16 protein-coding genes and 1 pseudogene are annotated in these 24,811 nt (G+C 62.7%); 8 read left to right on the top strand and 9 right to left on the bottom strand.

Going from position 1 to position 24,811, the window contains the following annotated elements; translation table 11 throughout:
• Nucleotides 1–83: 83 nt before the first annotated feature.
• A complete protein-coding gene (locus tag AR689_RS15785) occupies nt 84–2,267 on the top strand; it encodes a transglycosylase domain-containing protein (RefSeq protein ID WP_062071624.1) in 2,184 nt (727 codons plus the stop codon).
• A 158-nt stretch (nt 2,268–2,425) separates the two neighbouring features.
• On the opposite strand, the gene AR689_RS15780 is transcribed toward AR689_RS15785, so the two are convergent.
• From AR689_RS15780 to AR689_RS15755, 6 genes are all read right to left on the bottom strand, one after another.
• Nucleotides 2,426–4,186 carry an FAD-dependent oxidoreductase gene (locus AR689_RS15780; RefSeq protein WP_062071622.1) on the bottom strand — a complete coding sequence of 587 codons (1,761 nt, stop codon included), beginning with the start codon at nt 4,184–4,186 and terminating at the stop codon, nt 2,426–2,428.
• Nucleotides 4,183–5,079 carry a sugar phosphate isomerase/epimerase family protein gene (locus tag AR689_RS15775; RefSeq protein WP_062071620.1) on the bottom strand — a complete coding sequence of 299 codons (897 nt, stop codon included), beginning with the start codon at nt 5,077–5,079 and terminating at the stop codon, nt 4,183–4,185. Before AR689_RS15775 ends, AR689_RS15780 begins: the two co-directional genes overlap by 4 nt.
• Nucleotides 5,076–7,283, bottom strand: a complete 2,208-nt coding sequence (locus tag AR689_RS15770; RefSeq protein WP_082697995.1) for an oxidoreductase — start codon at nt 7,281–7,283, stop codon at nt 5,076–5,078. The genes AR689_RS15775 and AR689_RS15770 overlap by 4 nt, the downstream gene beginning before the upstream one ends.
• 2 nt (nt 7,284–7,285) lie before the next feature.
• A complete protein-coding gene (locus AR689_RS15765; protein ID WP_062071618.1) occupies nt 7,286–8,425 on the bottom strand; it encodes a Gfo/Idh/MocA family protein in 1,140 nt (379 codons plus the stop codon).
• Nucleotides 8,426–8,578: 153 nt separating this feature from the next.
• Complete coding sequence (locus AR689_RS15760) at nt 8,579–9,940, bottom strand: MFS transporter (RefSeq protein WP_062071616.1); 1,362 nt, start codon at nt 9,938–9,940, stop codon at nt 8,579–8,581.
• Between the two features lie 236 nt (nt 9,941–10,176).
• A complete protein-coding gene (locus tag AR689_RS15755; RefSeq protein ID WP_062073837.1) occupies nt 10,177–10,983 on the bottom strand; it encodes an IclR family transcriptional regulator in 807 nt (268 codons plus the stop codon).
• A gap of 137 nt (nt 10,984–11,120) precedes the next feature.
• Between AR689_RS15755 and AR689_RS15750 the strand changes: the two genes are divergently transcribed.
• The 4 genes from AR689_RS15750 (at nt 11,121) to AR689_RS15735 (ending at nt 15,155) form a co-directional block, all read left to right on the top strand.
• Complete coding sequence (locus tag AR689_RS15750) at nt 11,121–12,017, top strand: LysR family transcriptional regulator (protein WP_062073836.1); 897 nt, start codon at nt 11,121–11,123, stop codon at nt 12,015–12,017.
• Between the two features lie 61 nt (nt 12,018–12,078).
• Nucleotides 12,079–12,462: a YciI family protein gene (locus AR689_RS15745; RefSeq protein ID WP_231745549.1), complete on the top strand. Its 384-nt coding sequence runs from the start codon at nt 12,079–12,081 to the stop codon at nt 12,460–12,462.
• A gap of 9 nt (nt 12,463–12,471) precedes the next feature.
• The gene (locus tag AR689_RS15740) at nt 12,472–13,533 is read left to right on the top strand and encodes an alcohol dehydrogenase catalytic domain-containing protein (protein ID WP_062071614.1); all 1,062 of its coding nucleotides are present in this window, start codon (nt 12,472–12,474) and stop codon (nt 13,531–13,533) included.
• A complete protein-coding gene (locus AR689_RS15735) occupies nt 13,530–15,155 on the top strand; it encodes an FAD-dependent oxidoreductase (RefSeq protein WP_062071612.1) in 1,626 nt (541 codons plus the stop codon). Before AR689_RS15740 ends, AR689_RS15735 begins: the two co-directional genes overlap by 4 nt.
• A gap of 358 nt (nt 15,156–15,513) precedes the next feature.
• On the opposite strand, the gene AR689_RS15730 is transcribed toward AR689_RS15735, so the two are convergent.
• Nucleotides 15,514–16,245: a glutamine amidotransferase gene (locus tag AR689_RS15730; RefSeq protein ID WP_062071610.1), complete on the bottom strand. Its 732-nt coding sequence runs from the start codon at nt 16,243–16,245 to the stop codon at nt 15,514–15,516.
• 166 nt (nt 16,246–16,411) lie between these two features.
• On the opposite strand from AR689_RS15730, the pseudogene AR689_RS15725 reads away from it, so the two are divergent.
• A pseudogene (locus AR689_RS15725) lies at nt 16,412–17,637 on the top strand (MFS transporter).
• A 140-nt stretch (nt 17,638–17,777) separates the two neighbouring features.
• Complete coding sequence (locus AR689_RS15720) at nt 17,778–19,103, top strand: ammonium transporter (protein ID WP_156424618.1); 1,326 nt, start codon at nt 17,778–17,780, stop codon at nt 19,101–19,103.
• A gap of 131 nt (nt 19,104–19,234) precedes the next feature.
• Here the strand turns inward: AR689_RS15720 and AR689_RS15715 are convergent, their stop codons facing one another.
• The gene (locus tag AR689_RS15715; RefSeq protein WP_062071607.1) at nt 19,235–19,840 is read right to left on the bottom strand and encodes a DnaJ family domain-containing protein; all 606 of its coding nucleotides are present in this window, start codon (nt 19,838–19,840) and stop codon (nt 19,235–19,237) included.
• A 201-nt stretch (nt 19,841–20,041) separates the two neighbouring features.
• Nucleotides 20,042–22,312 (bottom strand): SulP family inorganic anion transporter, encoded by a 2,271-nt coding sequence (locus AR689_RS15710; RefSeq protein WP_062071605.1) that lies wholly within the window; start codon nt 22,310–22,312, stop codon nt 20,042–20,044.
• 272 nt (nt 22,313–22,584) lie between these two features.
• On the opposite strand from AR689_RS15710, the gene AR689_RS22790 reads away from it, so the two are divergent.
• On the top strand, nt 22,585–24,711 hold the full coding sequence (locus AR689_RS22790; RefSeq protein WP_082697993.1) for an FG-GAP-like repeat-containing protein: 2,127 nt from the start codon (nt 22,585–22,587) through the stop codon (nt 24,709–24,711).
• Nucleotides 24,712–24,811 lie beyond the last annotated feature (100 nt).

Here is a 24,811-nt window from a genome sequence, read left to right as displayed (position 1 = left end):
TCCCCCACCCGTAGCCGCGCGGCTTTGCCGGACGTATTCTGTAGCTACTTTTCAGCCGGGTTATCCCTACGGATTGGCACGAAATGGCGCGGAACAAGGGTCCAAAGATAGGTCTGGGGAAGGTCCTTTTCAGGGTCTTCGGGTTCTTCTTCGTGAGCACTCTCTGCGGGGTGCTGATCACAGGATTCCTGGCACCAGTGGTTGCCTTCACCAGCACCACAGTGGGCGGTTCCGTCGGGTTTTATCAACGCCTGCCGAGCCAGCTCAACGTCGATTCCCCTTCCCTCTCCAGCACCGTGGTGTCTGCGGACGGCCAGCTGATTGCCACCTTCTATGCGGAGAACCGCGTGAAGGTTCCGCTGGAGGAGATGTCTCCGTTCATCCGCAAGGCGATCATCGCGATTGAAGATAACCGCTTCTACGAGCACGCGGGCGTGGACGCGCAGGGAATCATGCGGGCGCTAAGTTCCAACCTGACCCAGGGCACCCGGCAAGGCGCCTCCACACTGACCCAGCAATACGTCACCAACGTGCTCAACGAATCCCGCCTGTCCGAGGGGCGTCCGGAGGATGTGGTGCTCAGCGGCCAGAAGACCGTGGGTGACAAACTGCGCGAAGTTAAGCTCGCACTGGAGCTGGAGAAGCGGTTCAGCAAGGATCAGATCCTTGAGGGATATCTGAACATCGTGTTCTTCAACCGGAACGCCTATGGCATCGAAGCAGCATCCCGCTATTTCTTCAGCACCTCCGCAATGGACCTGACCCTGCCCCAAGCAGCCCTCCTGGCTGGCTTAGTCAATGGACCCAGCATTTATGACCCCATTGTCGACCCTCAAGCTGCACTCAACCGGCGCAATCTGGTGCTGGACCGAATGCTGGAACAGGGCAAGATCACGGCGGTGGATCACGGCGTGGCAGTGGCCACTCCCGTTGAGCTCAACATCACACCGTCCCTGCAAGGCTGCGCCGGTACCTCATTTGCCACCTATTTCTGCGACTACGTCTCCCACCTCATCCTCAACGACGAGACCTATGGATCCACTGTGGAGGAACGTGAACGGTTCCTTTACCGTGGCGGTCTGACCATCACCACCACGTTGGACAGCCGGCTTCAGAACGCCGCACAGGAACAGGTTGATGCTTCCGCCGGCCCCAACCCGGATAAGTGGGGTGCCGCGATGACCACCGTTCAACCGGGCACCGGGAAAATCCTTGCCATGGCCCAAAACACGGTGTTCGTACCCGAAGACGGAAAGTACGACACCCAGCTGAATTTCAACGTGGACTCCAAGGACGAGAACGGCTATGACCTCAATGGTGCGGGCGGTTTCCAGCCTGGTTCCACCATGAAGCCCTTCATCTACGCGGAGTGGCTCAACGAAGGCAAGAATCCCACCGCCGTTGTTGACGCTTCCCGCAGGGTCTATCCCGTAGGTTTCCCGTGGCGCTCGAGCTGCGGCAGGGTCCTTGGCGGTTACAGCACCGCCCAGAAGGCCCAGAACCTGGGCGCCGATGATGACCTGCAAAACAATGACGACGGCTACTACCGTCCTATGCCCATCAATTACGGCCTGTACAACTCCATCAACACGGCCACTTTTGCCACCGCAGCCCAGTTGGACTTCTGCGGGATCCAAAAAATGGTGGACACGGTGGGCCTGCACAGCGGCCTGGACAACGCGCCGGTCAACATGCACCAGATCGGCAACCTCCTTGGGTCCATTGGGGTGGCCCCTGTGGTGCTGGCGAGCGCCTACGCCACCTTTGCGAACGACGGCACCTACTGCAAGCCAATCGCCGTCACCGAGATCAGCGATGCCCAAGGGCGCAGGTTTCAAGCCCAAACGCCTGAATGCAGGGAGGCCGTGAAGCCGACCGTGGCGCGGGGCGTGAACGCGGTCCTGCAGGATGTGCTGAAGATGGGATCGGGGGTGTACATCAGCCCCAAGGTCCAGGGCCAGGTCCCGGTGGCGGCCAAGACGGGAACGTCCAACAACAACGGCGCCACCTGGGTGGCCGGTTACACCACAAGTCTTGCAACGGCGTCGTTCTTCGGCGACACGTCAGCGGGTCAGCAGCGGGCCGGGCAAAACATCACCATCAACGGCAAGTTCTACAAGTCCTTGGATGGTTACATGATTGCGGGACCGCAGTGGGCCAACTACATGATGACGGCCACGTCCCTGTACCCGAGTGGGCCTTTCGTGGCTCCGGCCCCTCCCCCGACGCCCACCGTTCCCGTGACGCCGCAGCCCACTCGGCGCTGACCCTGCGTTGTACCCTGCGTTGCGGGGCCCGCTCTGCGCGGCATTCCCGCATCGAAGCGCGCAAAGCAGGCCCCACAACGAACCCACCCTGCGTTGCGGGGCCCGCTCTGCGTGGCATTCCCTCATCGAAGCGCGCAAAGCGGGCCCCACAACGGTCTCTAGAGGGCGAGTTCCACATCCGCAGGTGTGCCGTCGTCCTCATACACAGCGACGCCGGCGAGGTCCCGTCCAGCGATATACCCGAAGGTCAAAGCGGGTCCCAGGTTGATGCCGCCGGCCGGGTAGTGCCCGCCCATGACGTTGGCTTGATCGTTGCCGGCAACATAGAGACCGTCCACAGGATGACCGTCGTTGTTGAGCGCCCGCCCACGTCCGTCGGTTTGCACGCCCGCAAAGGTCCCGAAGCTCCCCGGAACCACTCGCACCGCATAGAACGGCCCCTTCTCGATGGGCCCCAGCGACGGATTGGGTCCGTGGGTGGCGTCGCCGCCGTAGCGGTTGAACGCGGTTTCGCCGCGGCCGAAATCGGGGTCCTCCCCGGCCCGTGCATTGGCGTTGAACCGCGCCACGGTCCGCCGCAACTCCGTGGGGTCGATCCCGCATTTCATCGCCAGTTCCTCCAGCGTCCGCCCCTTGATGAGGTAGCCGGAGCGCAGGTACGGAAAGAGCGGCACGGGCAGCGGCTTGGCCATTCCCAACGGGAACTTGCGGACAAAGCGGCTGTCCGCAATCTGCCACGACTCCACGGTTTCACCCTCGGGTGTGGCTGCCACGAGCGCCTCAACATAGTCGTAGTAGCCGTTGGCCTCGTTGACGAACCTCTTCCCATCCGCGCGGACGCCGATGCTGCCCGGCTTCGCGCGGTCCATGATGTGCGGAAAAACCCCGGTCCTGCCGTTGCGGTACGGCACCAAAGACACCGGGCACCAGGCGGCCGGCGACTTCACTGCGGTGGTAAAATATGCACCCACGGCCTGCGCCAGGTTGATGCCGTCACCCGTGGTTTCGGCCGGGGACAGCGTCCAGTGCTCCCGGCCGGTGGGCGTCTTGGGGAACAGTTCCTTGCGCCGCTGCACATCGTTGGGGAAGCCGCCGGTTGCCAGCACGACGCCGCGGCTCGCGTTGATCTGCACCTCGCCTTCAGGCGAACGCACGACGGCGCCACTCACCTTCCCGTTTTCGTCCTTGAGCAGAGCTGTGGCCGGGGTGGAGACACGGATGTCCACTCCGAGGTCGTCCGCGGATTTCATGAGCCTGGCCGTCAGCGCCGTGCCGTTGACCAGTTGCATGGTGCGGCGGTGCGTCAGCAGGTCCAGGAGGTGGAATCCGAAGCGCCATCCCGCGTGAAACAAGCCTTTGGGGTTGCCTTGCGATGCTGACAGGAACTTGCTGAGGTCCGGGCCGGCCATAATGCCCATGCCCAGGAATGAGGTCTCGTACAGCTGGTGTCGCATCTTTGCCCTGAGGCCAGGCTTGATGGTGCGGGCGTTCAGCGGCTTGGGCCCGACCGAACGATTGCCGGTGCCTGCTCCGGGGAGCGTGCCATAAATATCGTTGATCTTGCTGCCGGGAACGAACTTGAGGGAGGTCTTGTTCTGGAAGAAGCCCACCATATGCGGGGCCGCTTCAAGGAAGGCATCCACCCTCTCAGCCTGGTAGTCGTCCCCAAGAACCTCCCGGAGGTATGTGCGGAAGGTTTCCTTGTCCTCGTTAACCCCTTCGGCCTTCGCCAACGGGTTGCCCGGCGCCCAAGCCCAGCCTCCGGACCAAGAGGTCGCGCCGCCACAAACCTCTGACTTCTCCACCACGATGACTTTCATCCCGTGGAATGCAGCCGTGACAGCCGCGGACATCCCACCTGCACCTGAGCCGATAACCAGGACGTCGCAGTCCACGGTGTGGAGGGTGTTGCCGTTCATTTGCTGCTCCCTGAGAGTGCTGTGTGTTTAGATCCTGAGGTGTCTTCAGCTGCTGCGGTGTCTTCGGCTGCTGCGGCGCTGACGACAGAATCGGCAGCCGCTTTGAGGTGTTTGGCCCACGCGAGCTCACCCATTCCGGCCACCCTGTGGTCGGATGGCGTTTCGATGCTCACCGGGGTCGCTGCCGGGAGTGCCGCCAGAATGCTGTGGAGGTCGAATTCGCCTTCCCCGGAGACACCTCGCTCCGAGCGTGACTCGAGGATCAGGGCTTCCCTGCTTGCCGGCGCGGCGGCAGGACCGTCGCAGAGTTGGATCAAGGGAACCAGGTCCGCTGCCGCTTCGAGTTCAGCGGCAGTCCCGCCGAAGCGGTTGACGTGGAGGGCGTCAACAACAATCCTGCAGCCCGCCCGCTGGGCCAAACTCACTGCTTGTGGGATGGATCGGACAGTTTGGTAGGCAATGGGTTCCAAGGTCGGCATGATTCCGTACGCCTTTCCGTCCTGGGTCATCTGCGCGAGGTGGTCTTCGAATCGACCAAGCTCCGGGTCGGCGCAGGCCACGGTCAGGCTTGATGCCCCCAACGCTTGACCCGCCTCCATCATGTGCAGCCAGGCTTCGCGCTGATCCTGACCGTTCTGCAGGCCAGTGCCGTCCAACAGGAGGAACTCGATGTCTGCAACCGTGATCCCTGTATCCGCCATCCGTTCCAGGGTTTCCTTGAGCATTGGCGAGCCAGGCTGGAGGTCATACGGCCGCTCTGTGGTGGTGACAGGACGGACGCGTGCTCCAATGAAGTCGAAGCCCGCCTGTGCCGCGATGCTCACCAAATCCGGAGGTGCGGTTCCGACGAGGGAGAGCTGGGCAATCCCCAGCCGGCGCGTTGGTGTGGTCACTTTCGGGCTCCGTTCAAGGTGAAGTCATGCCCGGTGTCCGCGAAGTCGCTGGAATGCTGCGAATTCGCCGGAACTCTCCGGCGGTCTGGCACCGTTCCCGCGTTCTCGGCGGCGGAGAAGGTGTCGGAGGGGGTGAGTGCCAGCGCCGTGGCAATACGTTGGGCTGCGTCGTAACCGCTCTTGACCGCGTTGGACACGATGGCCGGTGTCTTGTCCACAACGGTCCCGGCGACGGCGATGGGGATGGACGCGGCCGAGCTGAGTTCGGCTTCCCGTTCTTCAACAGTCAACGGACCGTCCAGCGGCAGCACCGAACGGGAAACCAGCAACTCCCCCGGCGCGTCAATCCACTCGTCCTCCACACCGGAATGACTGATCCGCACCCTATTGCCGCCAGGCTCCCCTGCACTGTCAAACTCCTCGATGGTGCTGGACAGAAAGATCCGTACCTTCGGGTTGGCTTCAAGCCGGGGTACTGCGAGGATTTTGGCCCGGCGGCCGGACTCCGGAGCCAAGGCTTCCTGTGGCCCGACGATCAGCACAGCAGTACCAAGGGCAGCAAGGGTGTCGGCCACGCTCATGGCAACGGAATCCGCACCCCAAATGGTCACAGCCTCCGGCGCGCTGACCACAGCCACCGGCGCGCTGCCCGTGGAACCGGCCAGGCCGGCGTCGAGATTTTCCGGGTGCACGTCGAGCACTTCCGGGTGGGCGGCAAGCCAATCCCGGATGTCGGAGACCTGCGGAGAGTCGCCGCCCACGAACCCTGGAGAGGGCCGGCGGCCACCGGTCGCAATGACCACTGCCTGCGCGCCGAAATCGCGGACCAGCGAGCCGGCGTCGGACGTGTCCACGTGGACTCCCAAGCGAACCTCAACGCCCAGACGGTCGTTTTCCGCGCTGGACCAATCTGCAAAACGGTGGAAGTCCGGCGTCGATGTCATGCGCTCGGCGAGCGCGAACTGCCCGCCGGGCCGGACGCCGTCGTCCATCAGCGTCACACTGGCTCCGGCTTCGGCGAGTTCACGCGCTGCGGTGAGGCCGGCCGGGCCTGCACCCACCACCAGCACTTTGGCTCCGGGACGAACGGCTGGTGTTGGAACCGGAACTCGTGACCGACCAACCGCCGGGTTGACCGTGCAGGTGACCTGACCGAGGCCAAGGTTGTCGATGCACACGTTGCACGCGATGCATGGCCGGTAGCGGTCGCCGCGCAGCACCCCGCCCACGAACGCGGGATCGGCGTGGATGGCGCGTGCGAGGCTGACGAAGTCGCAGGTGCCCTGGGATAGGACTTCCTCGATGATTTCCGGGCTGTTGAGCCGTCCGGCCATACCCAGCGGGAGCCCGAACTGGCGGTAGGCCTTGGCGTAGTCTGCAAGGATCCCGGGCTTCCACTCCCCTGACTGGACGATCCATTCGCCGGCGTCGTAGCTGCCCGCGGAAAGGTCCAGGAAGTCGAGCTTCTCCAGGTGGGCTTTGGCGATGATGGCCACTTGCTGCTCAGCGCTGATGCCGTCTGCCGGACCTTCCACTACCGAGACACGCATGCCCACGATCGTGTCCGGAACAGCCTGCCGAACGGCGTCGATGACCAGGTTCATGAAGAACTCCGGCGCCGCGAACTCATCCGTGCGGTGGTTCGAAATGGGCGACATGAACTGGTGGATCAGGTATCCGTGGGCACCGTGCAGGTTGATGACGTCGAATCCTGCGGCAACCGCGCGGCGGGCCGCAGCCCCATAAGCCTCCACGAGTTCGTAGCACTCGGCCGCGGTGAGTTCCCGCGGAACCTCACCACCCGCCGTCGGGCATGGAACCGCCGACGGCGCGAGGTTCTTGAAGCCCGAAACTGCCGCTTGGGCGGTACGTCCGCCGTGATTGAGTTCGACGGCGGCGAGCGCACCTTCTGCGTGCAGGGCATCGGTGAGTCGGCGGAGCCCGGGGATCATGTCATCGGTGTGCAGGCCGAGTTGGTGGGTGCGCCCCTTGCCGTCGGCGCGGACGTAGGTGGCCTCCGTGGTGACCATGCCGAGGCCGGCCTTGGCGCGGGTGACGAGGTAGTCGATGTATTGCTCGGTGATGAAGCCGTCCGTGGTGCCGTAGTTGCGTTCCATCGGGGCCGAAGCGAGGCGGTTGCGGAGGGTCTTGGGGGTGCGTCCGTTGCGACCCAGGGTCAGTGGAGTTGCTGCCGAGGGGTTCATGGTTAGCCTGCCACTTTCCCGCGGTTACGCATCGCGGGAATAGCTGCGTGCGCGGGGTGAGCGGGGGCGAAGCGCACGGGTTCGCCGGTGCGTGAGGACTCGTAGACGGCGAGCAGTATTCGCAAGGATTTGAGGGCATCCTTGCCGGTAATGGCCGGTTCCGTCCCGTTTTCCAGGGCCTGGACAAAGTCCTGAACCTGCAGTTTGTGGAACGGGATCAGCTGGCCGTTGATGATGGACAAGTCCACGTTGGGCTCCACGCCTTCGGGGTGGACAGGCTCGACGACGATTCTCTCGCCTACCGCCCACAGGTCCAGCCGGCCGTCGCTGCCTTCCGGGAACTCCGTGAGGGAGGCCGAAGCCCCGGTTTCGCCCGTAATGCGGAGCTGGATACCGAGGTTGGGAGACACCGCGGTGGAGGCCTGCAGCGTGGCCATGGCTCCGGAGGTGAAGGTGATCACTGCCGTCGCGGAATCCTCTACCTCTATGTCACGGCCGTGACGGTACGTGTTGACCTTGCCGTAGACCTCGGCGACGTCCCCCAAGTACCACTGGAGAAGGTCAATCTGGTGAACGGCCTGGGACATCAGGACTCCGCCACCGTCGCTCTCCCAGGTGCCACGCCACGCATCGCGGTTGTAGTACTCCGGGGCACGGTGCAGCATCACTGAGCACTGGGCCATGATTGCCTTGCCCAAAGTACCGTCGTCGATGGCGGTGCGGATCTTTTGCGACGCCGTCCAGAAGCGGCGCTGAAAAAGTACCCCCAACTGAACCCCGGCCTTCTCGCAGGCGGCCACCATGCGTTCGGCGGATTCCAGTTTGGTGGCAATTGGCTTTTCACAGAGAACGTTCACCCCTGCCGCCGCAGCTTTCAGCACCACTTCCTCGTGCGTGGGATGTGGCGTGCAGACAGAAACGATGTCCAGGCGCAGGGTGAGGAGTTCCTCCACGCTTGTTACCGCATTCGGTATGCCCCAGGCCTCAGCTGTGGCCCTTGCCCGGTCCGCATCCACATCGCAGACACCCACGATCTGCACGTTGCTGAGGGCACGGAAAGCCTCGAGGTGGTTTCGGGAAATGGCACCGCAACCCGCGATTCCAATGCGGAAGGTGCGGGGTGCGGTTGCTGACGAAGTCATGGGTATCCAACTTTCAGGGCATGAGTCGTAGGAGTGAGTGCGGATATGGCGGGCGCCGGAGTCAAGGGCGCGGTGCGTGGATTGGGAATGCTGCGTTGATTGGTGGCGAAGCCGGGTGCCGGGCGGCTGGGAGCCGCCGCCCGGCGTCGTGCTTTATCTGTTGACCTGCGCGCTGCGCGGCTTGCCGAGGTCCTCGAGCGGGACGTTGTAGGTCTCGCGGGCCGTCATGATGGCGATGGCCGAGGCTGCCAGGCAAAGGATGGTGAAGCCCGCTACAGGCCACCAACCGTTGGGTCCGGGCTGTGCAAGGAGCGTTGCGATGGCGGGTGCGAATCCTGCCAGGATCAAGCCGATCTGGCTGCCGATCGCCATGCCCGAGTATCGGACTGCTGCCGGGAACATCTCCGGGAAGAAGACCGTCCACACACCGTTCCAGCAGGAGTAGAAAACGGTCATGTTCAGGAAGCCGAACAGGAAAATCAGGGGGATGTTCTGCCCGCTGATGGCCCAGAAGTAGCCAATGGTGGTCAGTGCGCAGCCGAGGGCTCCCACCAGCAGGACCTTCTTGCGGCCAACGCGGTCCGAGATCATGGCGGAGATGGGAATGGTCACCATGGACAGGCCGATGGTTACAGCGTTCACGGTAAGCATGAGGGTGCGGTCGATGCCCACGGCCGGTCCGGTGGCGTAGGCCAGGGCGTACACGGTGAAGGTGGTCTGCATGACGGAGAACAGCATCACCACGCCGACGCGCAGGACGTCGCGCCACTGCGTTGTGAAAACTGCGACGGCGGGGATTGCCTTGGGTTTGTTGTGCTCCACGATTTCTTCGAACACGGGCGGTTCATCCAGACGGGTCCGGATCCAGTAAGCCACTGCGAGGACCACTACCGAAAGCCAGAACGGAACACGCCAACCCCAGCTGAGGAGCTGCTCTTCGGGCAGTGCGGCCAGAGGAATGAAGACCACCGTGGACAGCACCATTCCCGAGGCATACCCGGTCATCACGAAGCTGGTGAAGAACGCGCGGCGGCCTTCAGGTGAGTGCTCCATGGTGAGTGTGGATGCACCTGCAGCTTCGGCGCCGGCGGAGAATCCTTGGGCCAGACGGCCTACCAGCAACAACGCTGTTGCCCAGTAGCCGATCTGCCCGTACGTGGGCAGGAATCCTATGCCGATGGAGGCGACGCCCATGATCACCAGCGTGATCATCAGCGCTTGTTTGCGGCCGATCTTGTCGCCGTAGTGGCTCATCACCAGGCCACCCAACGGCCTGGCCAGATACCCGACGCCGAACGTAGCCATCGCTCCAAGGAGTGCCACTACGGGGTCGCCGCCCGGGAAGAAGATCTTGGGGAAGATCAGGGCGGCGGCGGTGCCGTAGATGAAGAAGTCGTAGTACTCCAGGGTGGATCCCAGGAAGGAGGCGAGTGCCGCCTTCTTGGGCATTTTGACGTGCTCAACCGGCGCTGCCGGGTTGACGTCCGAGGGCGAGTGCTGCTGCACGTTTCCCATACTGTCTCCTCATTGAGTGCGCGGGAAGTGGCACCGCCATGGTGCCTTGCCCGGCAAAGAATTAGATGAGTCACGAATCGCCGGCTGCTGCTTTGTTGGGCAGTCCATCCTGTGACCGTTGATAACGAATTCAGGATGTGTGGTCCAGGTCACTGGCGATGGTTCCTCTGGGTTCGACTGTAGGACCCAGGTCACAGGTCGCGGGGAAACTTCCCGTTGAACGGGACAGGCAGGGCTTAGTCAGTGGCGGTGGGAGACAACCAGGGGCGGGATCCGTAGGGCCGACGCTCAGCACCCATGGTCCGTGACAGGCCGCGGCCAGCGGCCACCAGCACCGGAAGAATCAGCCCGGCGTCCTCGTCAACGGAAGGCACGACGACGGAAATCGCACCTATGACCGCATGGCCCTGACCGAAAACGGGAACGGAGTAGGCGGTGTTCTCCTCCACAAGGACGCCGACCAAACGGGCGTAGCCGCGCTCCCGGATCAGCGCGAGGTTGGCCCTGACTTTTGCAGGATCCGTTTCCGTAGCCGGAGTGGTTTTCTCCAACGTCCCGGCCAGGAACCGGTCCTGCACCCAGCCCGGCATGTGCGCCATCATGGCCATCCCGGAGGATGTGGTGTGGATGTCCAGTCGGCCCGCCACCTCGGCCAGATTCATCACCGTTCCATGCCGGTCCAGACGCTCCAGGTACAGCACGCTGTTGTTCTCGACGTCCGGTATGGACAACGAGACGTGCTCGCGGACGGCCGCATGAACGCCTTCCAGAAACGGCAAACCTCGACGGCGGAACTCCTCTAAGGGATTGCTGCGGGAGGCCAGCTCCCACATCTTCATGCCGACACCGAACTCCCCCGAAGCATTACGTTCCAGGAGTCCGCTGGAGGCCAAGTCCATGGCCAGCCGATGCACGGTACTGCTGGACATGCCGGTAATCCGGACCAGTTCTTTCAACGGAAGCCACGGCTGGCCTTTGGAGAACGCGTCCATGATTTTCACAACACGCTCAATGACGGACTCCCCCGACGCTGAGTTAGCCATGATGCCTCCCGTTACCCTCTCGGCAATCCCTGCCACCCCGGCCACCCCGGCCACCCCGGCCATCCCGGCCACCCCGGCCATCCCGGACGTGAACCCAATATAGCCTTGCACTTGACCGTGAAAATGTGGGAGGCAACGTGGAACTGCGGCAAATTGAGGCCTTCCTGGCGGTGGCCGAAGAACTTCACTTCGGCCGCGCGGCGGAGCGGCTCCGGATGGCGCAGTCACCGCTGAGCCAAACCATCAAGAAGCTGGAAAAGGACGTGGGGTCGGCGTTGTTCGAACGCAACACCAGGTCTGTCACGCTAACGGCAGCCGGGCATTCACTGCTGCCGCACGCCCGGAAAATCCTCGACGAAGTGGACTTGGCCCGCCGGGCAGTGAACGCCGGAACCGGGACCGTTTACGGCAAGCTTGCCATTGGCTTTTCCGGGGCGTTGAACCACACCACGCTTCCCCCTTTGGCGCGTGCTCTTCGCCAGCATTACCCGCAACTGGAGGTGACATTGCATGGCGGGCTGCTGACCCAGGAAGCACTCCATCAGTTGGGCAACAACGTGCTGGATCTGGCCTTCATCGGCCTCCCCATCGACTCGCCGTCGTTGGCCACCCGCCGGATTGCCACGGAGCGTCTGGGGGTCACAGTTCCCGCGGACCACCCGTTGGCCGGGCAGACCTCGGTGGGGATGGCCGAACTCGCAGGCGACCCGTTCATCACCATGCCTGCCGCTCAAGGGTCCACACTCCGGGACGTCACGTTCGCAGCCTGCGCCGCCGCTGGTTTCCGGCCTCGTATCAGCCAGGAAGTGGCCGATCCGTACACTGCACTTTCCTTGGTAGCGGGTGGTGTGGGAATCAGCCTGATGCCCGAATCCATCAAAGGAATCATGCCGGCGGGCACCGCCTTCCTCTCTTTGGAAGGGGAGGATGTCCTGCTGTTCTCCGGTCTCGCGTGGAACCCGGCAGCAACGTCGCCGGCCGTCCGTGCAGCCCTGCGGTTGGCCGAAGAAGTGCTCCCCACACCGGCACCCTGAACACTATGTAGTTCTCGCACATAGTGAGAGAGCAACTAAGTATTGGACAGGATCTAATAGTTTGCCCAGCATTGAGGAAAGCCCCCACTCACTCAATGAAGAGGACAACCTCATGGCCACTTTCGCCGTTACCTACGCCTACTCCCCCACAACATCCGCCAGCCGGGATACGGTCCGTCCGTCTCATGTTGAGTTCCTCAAAGCCCAGTTCGACGGCGGTCGCCTCCTCAAGAGCGGTCCCTTCGGTCCGGAGGAAACTCCCGGCGCATTGTTGATCATTTCCGGAGATTCCAAGTCCGACGTCGAAGCCCTCATGGACCAGGATCCATTCAAGCTCGCCGGGCTCATCCAGGAACGCACGGTGCGCCAGTGGAACATCTTCTTCGGTGCTGACCCTGTGGTGCAGGATGTTCAGCCCGCGGGCCACGCTGCGGGCCAGGGCTGAGGTCCCGGAATGTTGTCCGCTGTCACCGTCTCCAAAGAAACCATTGAATTCCGGGTCTCCCCGGAGCCCACCCTTGAGCCAGGCCACGCCCTGGTCCGGGTCCACAACGTCACCCTCTGCGGCACCGATCTTCACATATGGGAAGACGACTACCCCACAGCTTTGCCGCTCATCCAAGGTCACGAATTCTCCGGGATCGTTGAAGCACTGGTGCCCGGCGAGGTCTCCAATGACACCGCCGCCATCAGCATCGGCGACCGCGTGGCCATCAATCCCATCATCTATTGCGGCCAGTGCCGCCCATGCCTCACAGGGCGCTACAACGTCTGCCACAACGTGGGGTGCCTGGGATGCTACTCGGACGGAGCCCTCACTGAACTGATCAGTGTCCCACTGGACAAGCTCTGCCCGGTGCCGGATGAGCTTCCCTTGGATATCGCTGCCATGGGAGAACCCGCGTCCATCGCCATGCAAGCAGTTAATCGTGGCCGGCCCCAGGCCGGGGAAACCGCGCTGGTGCTGGGCAGCGGTCCCATCGGTTTGTTGGCCACCCTGTATCTGACAGAGCTGGGAGTCACCGTGGTCTGCGCCGATACCGAGCAGCACCGTTTGGACCTTGCCGTCGGGTTCGGCGCCGCGGAGACCCTGCTGGTCACCCCTGGTAGTGACTTCCCGGACGCACATCAAGGACCTCGGTTGGATGCACTCACCGATGGCTACGGGCCCCAGCTGGTCATCGAGGCCACCGGCGTCCCTTCGTCTTTGGAGAACGCCATCAGGCTTGTGGCCAGTGCCGGGAGGATCGTCCAAGTAGGCATCTCGCCCAGGCAGGCCAACATCTCCATGAAGGACATCCCTTACAAGGAACTGGACATCATGGGAAGCCGCATGAGCCTCAACCTCATCCCGGACGGCCTGGCCCTCCTGGCCAGACACCCGGAGCAAGCCAGAGCCCTCATGACCCACCGCTTCGCCTTCGCGGACTTGCCCCAGGCTTACCGCCTGATGCAGGGACGCACGGAGAAAATCGGCAAGATCCTCATCCAGATGCCGGCAGGAACCACCGCATGAGCACCCCCATCCTCACCGCACCCGAGCAACTCAACGCAAGCTACGACGTCGTCATCATGGGCAGTGGCGCAGCCGGGCTGGTGGCTGCCGTCCGCTCGGCCGATGCCGGTCTCAGCGTCCTGGTTGTGGAGAAGGCTGCCCTGCTGGGAGGCACCACGGCGGCTGGGGGTGGCGTGATGTGGGCGCCGAACAACCACCTCGCCAAGGCTGCCGGGTACCAGGACAGCCATGCCGACGGCGTCGCCTACCTTACCGAGGCAGCCGGCCACGTGATGACGGCCGAGGAGATCGACTGGTACGTCTCCACGGCGCCCAGGGCCGTCGAATTCCTCAACGCCACCACCAAAGTATCCATGGTGCCCATCGCCCGCCCGGACTACCACATGGAGTGGAAAGGATCCGCGGACGGCGGCCGCGGGCTGGACAACAACGCGTTCGATCCCCAGAATTACCCGGGCCTTTCGGAACTGATCCGACCCTCGTCCTACTTCCCGCTGCTCACCATGACCGAGCGCGACGAACTCAATGGCCGCGCCGCCGATCCGTTGCTGGTGGAACGCCGGGCCTCCGCAGGGATCCGGACCATGGGCGGTGCACTGGTGGGCAGCCTTGTTGCGAGCGCTTTGGATCATGGAGTTCACATCGTTGCCTCCAGTCCTGTGGAGGACTTGTCGCCGTCCGGCACCGGATGGAACGTGCGTCTCGGCGGCGGCGCCGGAGCGCACGTGGCCGCGACCGCCGTCGTACTCGCCACCGGAGGGTTCGAATGGAACCCGCGGCTCCGCAGCGCCTTCCTGCCGTATCCGGTGACGCCCATCAGTGCACCATCCAACGAGGGCGACGGCCTGGAGATTGGGCTTAAGGCCGGGGCGGCTGTGGAGGACATGTCCGCTGTGTGGGGCGTTCCGGTCATATCGACGTCGGCACATCAGTACGATGGGCAGCGTTCAGGCCGGATGGGAAACGTCGAGATGACACTCCCGGGGTCCATCACCGTGAACAGCGACGGCAAGCGTTTCGTCAACGAAGCCCTCAACTATCACGATGCCAGCCGGGTTTTCGCGTCCATCAACCCGCACACCGGACGGCAGCAGAACAACCCCGCATGGCTGGTGTTCGACTCGAAGTACCTCGCCAAGTACCCCGTGGCGGGCTCCACTCCGGGCTTGGCATCCGAGTGGATGGTGTCTGCGCCGAGCCTTGAATTGTTGGCACTGGATCTGGGCATCAACCCCGCCGCGCTCGAGGCCACGGTTGCCAAGTTCAATGCGGACGCTGCCTTAGGAGTGGACACGGAGTTCGGACGCGGCGCCACCCCGCAGGACCGTTTCCTGGGCGACGCCGGCAACACACCCAACCCTTGCTTGGCTCCCCTGCTGGCTGCTCCGTTCTACGCCGTTCCCATCCACGCGGGAGTGCTGGGAACCTCGGGCGGATTGGCCACGGACTTCAACGGGCGAGTGCTTGACCGTCGGCGGCAGCCCATCCCGGGACTCTACGCGGCAGGCAACGTCTCGGCCGGGGTCTTCCGCAACAACTACCCCGGAGGCGGGGCTACCTTGGGCTCCGCGATCACACGGGCCTTCGCGGTGGGGGAAGACTTGGCGGGCCGGCTCACGTAGCCGCACCTTGGGGGACACCCGACGTTTTGGGGGCCGAACGCTCGACGGCGACTACCGCCGTCGAGCGTTCGCGTTGCGTGGCCCACTCTGCGCACCAAATCAAGCGCCAAGCACGCAAACCAGGCCCCACAACAAACACCCCCACAATGCCAGGCCCGCTCTGCCCACCAAATCAAGCGCGAAGGGCGCAAACCAGGCCCCACAACAAACACCCCCACGTTGCCAGGCCCGCTCTGCCCACCAAATCAAGCGCCAAGCACGCAAACCAGGCCCCACAACAAACACCCCACGTTGCCAGGCCCGCTCTGCCCACCAAATCAAGCGCGAAGGGCGCAAACCAGGCCCCACAACGAGGGAGTTAGCGGGCGTAGCGCTCCGTGAAGTTCCTCAGCACACGCATGGGCTCCGTCACGGATGACCGCCGGGCGGCGGCGATGAGCTCATCCGCCGTGTGAGGCGGGAAATAGCCGGAGTTCTTGTAGATGTTGATACGGGTGATCAGGCCATCGGCATCCAGTTCGGGGTGGAACTGCGTGGCGTAAAGGTTGTTCTTGATCCGGAACATGTGCACCGGGCAGGCCGCCGAGCTGGCCAGTAGAACGGCATGTTCGGGAAGATTGCTGCACGCTTCCTTGTGCCCAACGAACGCTTCGAACGAGTGCGGGACGCCGTGCAGCATGGGATCACGTTGCCCCTCCGCGGTCAGGGTGATGCCGGTTGCGCCCACTGCTTCGCCGAATTGACGATCTATCACAGCGCCCTGATGCACGCCCAGCGTGCCAACGCCGTAGCAAGCGCCCAGGAATGGGAAGTCCTCGGCCACGATTCGATCCAGTAGTGATGAGAGTTCCGTCTCAACCCGGATCTGGGCTGCACTCTTTTCCTCCACAGGATCGCTGGAGGTATAGGGGCTGCCGCCGACGATCACACCGGAATAGTCGGACAGTTCAAGGGCCGGCATAGGCCCGGATTCCAGCCGTATGCGGACCAATTCGTCCGGTTTCAGGCCGCAGTAGCGTAGGTAGGCCTGGTACTCGTCATCGGCAGCGGCGTCTTCGGCTCGGGTGGCCAGCAAGAGAAAGGGCTTCACAGGCCCAGTCTGCGCGAGGAATGACTGACGGACAAAGTGTGTTGCCAACCGGAGGGGGTTTCTCGCAGAGACTCCCTCGCATCGCCGTGGCTGCATAACGTTGTAGGGACCCCCATGACATAACCCATGACTCATTCCAGAGGAGCAATCTTTGAAGCAGGACCCCGTGGTCGTCGGAACGCCATCATCCGAGGCGTCTCGTGCTGAAACTCAGCAGCCGAAAAAGATCCCGTGGGGAGGACTGTTGGTGCTGGCGGCTGCCGGTTTCACGGCAGTGACCACCGAACTCCTGCCCTCGGGTCTGCTCCCCCAAATCAGCCGGGAACTCCAAGTGGAAGAGTCCGCAGTAGGTTCGCTGACTGCGGTCTATGCAGCGATCATCGTTTTTACCGCCCTGCCCCTGTCCCGCTTCCTCTCAGGACGGGTTCCGCGCAAGACCCTGCTCATCGCCACGGTGCTGGCGTTTGCCCTCAGTAACGTTCTCCTGGCCTTGAGCCCAACCCTGGGTTGGGCCATCGGGGCGCGGCTCCTGGGCGGTATCGCGCATGGCATGTTGTGGTCCAGCATGGCCCCCTACGTGGCCCGGATTGTGCCCGCGCATTCGGTAGGCAAAGCCATGGCTGTGGTCTTCAGCGGCAACAGCATTGCGTTGGCCGTGGGTGCTCCCATCGGAACGTTGATGGGTTCCCTCATGACCTGGCGGGCGTCGTTCCTGGTTCTGGCTGGAGTGGGCGCGCTCTTGGCCGTACTGGCGTTCTGGCTCCTCCCCGGCGCGCACGACCACGCCAGCCAAAAAACCCCATCCCTCCGGGCCGCCATGAAACTGCCCGGCGTCGTGGCCATCGCCATTGCGTGGCCTCTCCTGTTGCTGGCCCATTTCACACTGTTCACCTACGTGGCGCCGTTCCTGCTCGCGTCCGGATTGCCGGAATCCGCAACCAGTCTCTCCCTGTCCGTGGTGGGAATTGCGAGCTTGGTGGGTATCTGGATTGCCGGCATGACGGCCGACTCCCGCCCGCGCACTGCGGTGATTGCCGCCGTCGTACTCTTGACGCTGGCGTTCGCCCTGCTTCCTGCACTGGGGGCACCTGGGTGGGTGCGTTCGGGTTGATGACGCTGTGGGGCATCGCGTTCGGCGCGGTGGGCATCTACAACCAGGCCGCGATTCTCCGGGCCGGCGGCGAGCACAAAGACGCTGCCAACGGTCTCACAGTGGTGACCATCCAACTGGGTATCGCCGTGGGTGCCGTCTATGGAGCCTTCGCCCTCACCACCGTGGGCGCCCAATTGGTGCCCTTGGCCGCGGCACTGCCTACAGCGGTTGCCTTGGTGATCATCATCGCCAGCCGTCGCGGAGGCTACCCCGCCGGGCCTCGTGAGAAGCGCCGTTAACATCCTGGAAACATGCCAGTGACGTGATCTTCACCTACGGGGGATTTCTGTAACTTACCTGCAACTTAGCTCTTCTGAGTCGGAAACATAGCTCACCGAATATTGATCGGGGGGTTGGACTCAACGAGAAGGGAACGCAGGTGGAGATCTCTGCGCAACACGTCTGGATGATGTTGTCGGCGGCAATGGTGCTGTTCATGACCCCCGGCCTCGGCCTGTTCTACGGTGGCATGACCCGCGCCAAGGCAGCGCTCAACATGATCATGATGAGCTTCATCTCTGCGGGCATCGTCGGTGTGGTGTGGGTTCTGTGGGGATACTCGATGACCACCGGCGACGGCTTCCTCGGCCTGTTCGGCAACCCCTTCGCACACTTCGGCCTCCAGGATCTGATCGGCTCGCCCGATCTCATCAAGGCAGGCTTCGCTGCCACGTTCGCCATCATCACCGTGGCCCTGATCAGCGGAGCAATTGCCGACCGCGCCAAGTTCGGCGCCTGGGCACTGTTCGTACCGATCTGGATCACCGTGGTCTACTGCCCGCTGGCCTACATGATCTGGGGCGGCGGCCTCATGAGCGCCGGTGGTGCCGTCACCCAAATCTTCGGTCAGGTCATCGACTTCGCCGGTGGTGCAGTGGTTGAGGTCAGTTCCGGAACCGCCGCTTTCGTCCTCGCATTGATCGTGGGAAAGCGTCACGGATTCGCCAAAGACCCCAATCACCGTCCGCATAACGTCCCGTTCATCATGATCGGCGCGGCCATTCTCTGGTTCGGCTGGTTCGGATTCAACGGCGGCGCAGCAACCACCGCCGAGCAGGCGGGCCTCATCTGGATCAATACCCTGGTCACTCCGGCGGCCGCGATGCTGAGCTGGCTTGTTGTGGAGAAGATCCGTCACGGGCACCCGACGTCGCTGGGTGCGGCTTCCGGCGTAGTGGCCGGCTTGGTGGCCATCACACCTTCGTGCGCCAACATCAGCCCGCTCGCTGCCCTCGGCCTCGGCCTCGTTGCCGGCGCCGCCTGCGCTGTGTTCGTTGACCTGAAGTACAAGTTCGGCTTCGACGACTCCCTCGACGTGGTGGGCGTGCACTTCGGCGCCGGCGTCATCGGCACGCTTTCCTTGGGCTTCATCGCCTTTCCCACCGAGGGCACCGCCGGCGGTCTCTTCTACGGCGGCGGCCCGCAGCAGCTCATTGCCCAGACGGTTGCCGTGCTGATCACCATTGCTCTGTCCGGTGTGGGCACGCTGGTGATCGGCCGCGCCATTCACAAGACCATCGGCTTCCGCGTTCCCTTGGAGCACGAAGTCACCGGCGTGGACCTCACTCAGCACGCCGAGTCCGCTTACGAATTCGGTCTCACCGCCCACGGCCACTTCCGTCAGCAGCAGGCGCACCTCTCCGCTTTGATCAGCCGGAAGCCGGCTACGGCTGCCCCGGAGGCCAAGGAAGACAGCTTCGCCTAAGGCCTCACCCGCAGAACAGCAGCCGACGGCGGAACTTGGGTTTCGCCGTCGGCTGCTGTTATGTGCCGTCCCCACCCAAGTAAGTAGCAGATCAGGTCGTTCTGAGCGCTGAGAACGACCTGATCTGCGACCTACTTGGGTTTGCCGGGGCCGTGCCAGAGCCGCTGCCACCACGTCCGGGTGGTCGGCGGTTCAAGCTCTGGCTCTGGCGGAACTGCTGCAGCCCTGCGCTCCCGCCACCCTTCCACGTCAGCCTCAACGTCGCGGAGCTTGGTGATCACCGGAGGCCCGCCTTGTAGCTGGCGCCGGGCTTCGATCACGCGTTTGTTGAAGTCTTCAAGGATGTCCCGGACCTGTTTTTCGGTGTACTGCTGGTCCAGCTTGGCGTCGAGCTCCGAGTCCTCGATCCGCAGCAGAATGGCGGGTGGTCCCATCCCACTGAGCTGTTCACGCTGAATGAGGCCTTTGACCCACCAGTCGGGGTCGTAGTGCTCCCCCAGGCCGGGGATTGGCTTGCCGGCGTACTTCAGGTTGTCGAACTTGCCTTGTTTCTGGGCGTCCCTGATGAGGTACTCAACGCGAGCAGCGTCGTCTACTTTCCGGCGTTTCTCGCGTTCTTCGGCGTCCGCCGCCTCGAGCTCTGCGTCTTCTTCGGCGCTCCCGCCCCAGGACCGCACGGCCCGTAGCTCCGCGCCCCGCTCGAGCTTCCGCCTGAACGCGTTATTCTCGGCGCTCACGTTCCCGCCACCTCCTCACACGGCAGCCCTCGCCTGCCGGAAATCGTGGTTTCTGAATCCAGTATTACCCACGCTGGTGGAGGCCCGGGCCTCCACCACCCACATTAAAACTGGAACAGCCCCGACACGCCGTGGAAGAGGAGTGCCGGGGCTGTTGTCCGCCCAAAGTGGGTGGATGCGGCCCGGCGGAGGCCGGCGGAGCTACGCGCGAACCGCCATGCTCGGATCCAGTTGCTCGATGCCCTCCGGTGTCACCAGGACAACCCGGGCCGTGCAAATGTCGTAGAACAAGCCAGTGGCCTCCAGTTGATGGGACGCCAGGGCCGGCCCGGTGACGGGGTGTTCTTCCAGCTTCCGGAGTTGGAGGGCCACGTTCACCATGCTCAATTGGTCGAGCCGGCTGTACCCCTCAGCAGCAGCGGCAACCCCTACAGGGTGGCCGGCCAGCAGAGCAGCGTAACTCGGGCGGGCGTGTTCCAGCCACGTATCGAAGCCGGCACCCATGGCAGGTGAAGAGCCTTCAGCATCGGCAATGACGGCTTTCATCGCACCGCAGTTGGAGTGCCCACAGACCACGATCGAGTCCACGGACAATCCCTTGACAGCGAAGGACAAGGCAGAGTCAATCGAAGCATCGCTGCCGTCATTGCAGACAACGTTGCCAATATTGCGGAGGGTGAGGAGGTCGCCCGGACCACTGCTCGTGATCAGGTTCGGATTCACCCGGGAGTCCACGCACGCCACAAAGAGCGTGTCCGGGTTCTGCCCTTCGGTGAGGTCTTGAACCAGCGGACGGACCTTGTCCGCGTGCCGCCGGTGGTATTTGTCGATGCCCAGGAGGATTGACCGCAGCGGCAGCCGCCCGCCGTCGTCGTCTGCTGGGGTGGCCCCGGAAGGCAACCAGGACGTGCGGGGCGGCAGAGGGAATTCGCGCGGGTCCTGGCGTTGTGGGGTGTTGTCCTCGGCGTCGCTGAATGCCGTGGTGCCGTGTTCTTCGAGGATCACCGATGCGCCGGTGTTGCGCTGCTGCTTCTGCCAGGCGACCAGGGCTTCGCGGAAGGCGTGGTCAAGGTAGTCGGCGTTGAGTTCAACTACAACGTCCTGGCCTTCGGGCACGGAATGCAGAACCCGGTTGAGCCGGGGCAGCGCGAAGAAGCTGCACGAGCCGGCGATGGTGACGCGCCATGGCAGTGCTTCAGCTGAGGGGGCATGCGCTTGGATCTGTGCCCGGAGCACACGCCACAGCACGCAGAGTGCGGCCAATGCGAGGCCAATGATGACGCCTTCAAGGAGGTTGAGGGCCACCACGCAGACCAAGGTGACGCTGTAGACGAGGAGGTCGCCGGTGCGGAGGCTGGTGCGGATGTCCGCAACTTTAACGAGTTTGGCGCCGATCACCAGCAGGAGTCCGGCGAGCACGGCCAGCGGAATCAGTTGGATGAGTCCGGCGAAGAGGGCCGAAAACACCAGGACCCACACGCCGTGCAGGATTGCGGAATTGCGGCTCTTCGCTCCGGCTTCAACGTTGGTTGCGCTGCGGACAATCACACCGGTGACGGGCAGTCCGCCGAGCATTCCGGACGCAACGTTGGCCGAGCCTTGGCCCACGAGCTCCCTGTTGAGATTGGTCCGCGTGCCGCCCATCTTGTCGACTGCGACGGCTGACAGGAGCGATTCGATGCTCGCGATCAGGGCCACCGTGATGACGGCCATGGCAGCGGCGCGCCAGTTACCGTCGGGCAGGCTGGGCAGCGCGATGGCATCGAAGATGGAGCCGCTGAAGCTGATGCGTTCCACGGTTGGCGCAACGGCGACGGACAGAGCCGTCACCGCGACGACGGCGGCAAGCGGCCCGGGGACTTTCCGCACCGCGGCTGGGAGGAACTTCCACGTCAAAAGAATCGCGACGACGGCCAGACCCAGCAGCGCCGAGTGCAGCTCTACGTTGGTGATGGCCGTGGGAAGGCCTGCGAGGTTTTCGATGGCGGACCCAGCGGCTTGACCGCCGAGGAGCACATGGAGTTGCTGCAGGATGATGGTGATGCCGATACCCGCGAGCATCGCTTTGACCACCACGGGCGAGACCGCCAGCGCCGCCCGGCCAATGCGGCTAACGCCCATGAGCAGCTGCACGACGCCGGCTGCAGCGGTGATTGCGCATGTCACCTGCCAGCCGAACTCATCTACAAGACCGGCGACGACGACGGTCAGTCCGGCGGCCGGGCCGCTCACCTGCAGTGGGGAGCCGCCCAGACTCCCTGCAACGATGCCGCCGACGGCCGCGGCAATGAGGCCGGCCATGATCGGAGCACCTGAGGCGGCGGCGATGCCGAGGGAAAGCGGGAGGGCTACGAGGAAGACGACGAGCGATGCCGGGAGGTCTGCACCGAGGTTGCTGAGGAAGGACGGCTTCTTTCCCGGCGGGCTGTGGGAGTCGGTGGGAACTGTGGCGGATTGGTTGGGCTGCGGCATTGGTTCTCCTAGATCGGACTACTAACCCCTCCAAACTACGGAACCTGTCACCGTTAATGACAACAAGATGTGACAAGCGTGACAAAAGCTGTGAAGATGCGCTTCATGTTGGGACCAATGGGAACTTTGGCGGGGGTGGAGTGCGTTAGGGGTCCGTGAGTTTCGGTTGCTCTCATGAAACATTGGGACCCAGATCACAATCGGTGCGCGGCAAGCTGTAAACTTCGCTGGTTGAAGCGATAGTCGCGAATCGAATTATTGGGGGTTGAGCCTTGGCTGCTCGGGGTGCATTCACGTCTTTTGTCGGTCCCACAGGGAGGCGTCTTGCTGCCGGGCTTCTTGCGCTGCTCACGGCGGCCAGCGTCCTCGTCGGAGTGGGAGCCGGGCCGGCGCAGGCCGACATTCTCACCGATCAGATCCCAGCACCCAACAGTGGCGAGATGGTTTTCAATAGTGCCGCGGAAAGCGTCTACCTCATTCACGAGCTGGGCACATCAGTAACGAAAGTGAATGTGTGGACCAGGGCCACTAAAAACATTCCAGTCACCGAGCACGCTCAGCTGTTGGCAGTGAATAACAAGACGAACAAGATCTATGTTACTCATGCCGCCACGGGCGGTATGACCGTCATTGATGGCATCACAAACCAGACAACAAAAATTGCAATAGATAAATCACCTAGAGGAATTGTTGTTAATGAAGCAACAAATCGTGTCTACGTGTCACATGATAACAGTTTGTCAATTATCGACGCTGCCGCGAATACAGTTGTGTCATTACCAGTCCCACAATATTTATCGTCCATCGGGTTGAATATAGTTACAAATAAGTTGTACATGACTGGCGGGTCCGGAATGCAGCTTGGCGTTCTCGACGGAGTAACCAATGTACTGACCACCATCAATATGGAAAGCAGCGGGCAATCGCTGGTGGTCAATGCGACAACAAACACGGTTTACATCGCGCAACCTCAATCAATTGCGATCTTGAACGCAAAAGACAATACCGTCGAGTCCTTGCCGATCAAGCTTGGTGCGGTCCCTGGACGAATGGTGGTGAACCATAGGACAAATCGCGTGTATGCAATTAATCGGTCCGGCGGCAGCCTAATAATGATTAATGGCATAACTAAAGTCATCGAATACTTCCCAACAAGCGAGACATATTTCTTTGCCGATATAGCCGTCAATGAATCTACGAACAAGGTCTATGCCTCAAGTGGAACGCAAAGGAATGTGCTGGTGTTCAATGGGATCACTGGCTCTGAAGGCAAAGTATCGGGCGTGTACTCGGGTCGGGATATAGCGGTTGATGAACCTAACAACAGGATCTATGTTGCCGATGTGGTGCTGGGTGATGTTGCAATAATTGATGGCCAGAATGTTCCTCCTGCCATCACCTCCACCTCACCGCCCGCCAGCAGAGTTGGCGACCGCTATTTGCACAAATTTACTGCGACCGGCTCCCTGACTCCCCATTTCAAAGTAGCCAGCGGAGCACTGCCGCCCGGTATCTCCCTCAGGGAGAACGGAGATCTCCAGGGCATTCCCACAGTGGCCGGGACGTTTACTTTCAGCGTGTCCGCGATAAATGGTTACGAACCGAATGCATCAGGTCCAACTCATTCGGTAACAATTAAGCCAGCCCAACTTATCCGTGACTTCAATGGCGATAAGAGGCCAGACGTGATTTCACGTGACGGGTATGGGAACCTGTGGCTATATCCCGGCAATGGCTCAGGGGGCTGGTATGCGCGGGAGCATGTTGGCCAAGGCTGGAACGTGATGTCATCGATTGTTGCCCCGGGAGACTTCAACGGGGACGGAAAGCCCGATCTGTTGGCAAGAGACTTCAGTGGCGCCCTGTGGCTTTATCCGGGGAACGGCTCCGGCGGCTGGCTTCAAAGGGTCCAAGCCGGGCAAGGCTGGAATGTCATGAAGGAGATCACAGCTGCGGGGGACCTCGACCACGACGGAAATGCAGACCTCGTAGCCCGGGACTTCAGCGGCTACTTCTCCTTCTACAGAGGCAACGGGCGTGGCGGCTGGCTGAGCCAGAGTGTGATCGGTGGAGGCTGGAACATCATGACAACCACCATAAGTCCAGGCGACCTCAACGGGGACAATCACGAGGATCTTCTCGCCGTAGACACAATCGGCACGCTTTATGGCTATGACGGAAGCTCAAGGGGATATGCCGGTCCCCATCTAGCGGGTAATGGCTGGAACGCCATGACCGCAATCCTCGGCCCCGGTGACTTCAACGGCGACGGCAAAGTGGACCTCCTCGCACGTGACGCTGGAGGCGCCCTGTGGCTCTATCCAAGCAACGGCTGGGGAGGTTGGCTTCCCCGCGGCCTGGTCGGCTCCGGCTGGAACGCCATGAACCTGATCATCTAGCACCAGGAAACACAGCAGAGCGGACGACGGCGGGAACCTCCCGTCGTCGTTCGCTTTCGTCCCGGGGACCAACACTGTTGCATAACCCGCCGATGCCGCG

It is taken from the genome of Arthrobacter sp. EpRS71 (genome assembly GCF_001512285.1).
Taxonomy (GTDB): Bacteria; Actinomycetota; Actinomycetes; order Actinomycetales; family Micrococcaceae; genus Arthrobacter.
Note: the sequence above shows the minus strand (reverse complement) of the source record. Positions and strands in the feature narration are given on the sequence as shown.

Excerpts from the sequence above, each read along its gene's own strand:
- AR689_RS15760 (WP_062071616.1), bottom strand. The coding sequence starts at position 9,940 with ATGGGAAACGTGCAGCAGCACTCGCCCTCGGACGTCAACCCGGCAGCG.
- AR689_RS15765 (WP_062071618.1), bottom strand. The coding sequence starts at position 8,425 with ATGACTTCGTCAGCAACCGCACCCCGCACCTTCCGCATTGGAATCGCG.
- AR689_RS15740 (WP_062071614.1), top strand. The coding sequence starts at position 12,472 with ATGTTGTCCGCTGTCACCGTCTCCAAAGAAACCATTGAATTCCGGGTC.
- AR689_RS15780 (WP_062071622.1), bottom strand. The coding sequence starts at position 4,186 with ATGAACGGCAACACCCTCCACACCGTGGACTGCGACGTCCTGGTTATC.
- AR689_RS15755 (WP_062073837.1), bottom strand. The coding sequence starts at position 10,983 with ATGGCTAACTCAGCGTCGGGGGAGTCCGTCATTGAGCGTGTTGTGAAA.
- AR689_RS15770 (WP_082697995.1), bottom strand. The coding sequence starts at position 7,283 with ATGAACCCCTCGGCAGCAACTCCACTGACCCTGGGTCGCAACGGACGC.
- AR689_RS15785 (WP_062071624.1), top strand. The coding sequence starts at position 84 with ATGGCGCGGAACAAGGGTCCAAAGATAGGTCTGGGGAAGGTCCTTTTC.
- AR689_RS15710 (WP_062071605.1), bottom strand. The coding sequence starts at position 22,312 with ATGCCGCAGCCCAACCAATCCGCCACAGTTCCCACCGACTCCCACAGC.
- AR689_RS15735 (WP_062071612.1), top strand. The coding sequence starts at position 13,530 with ATGAGCACCCCCATCCTCACCGCACCCGAGCAACTCAACGCAAGCTAC.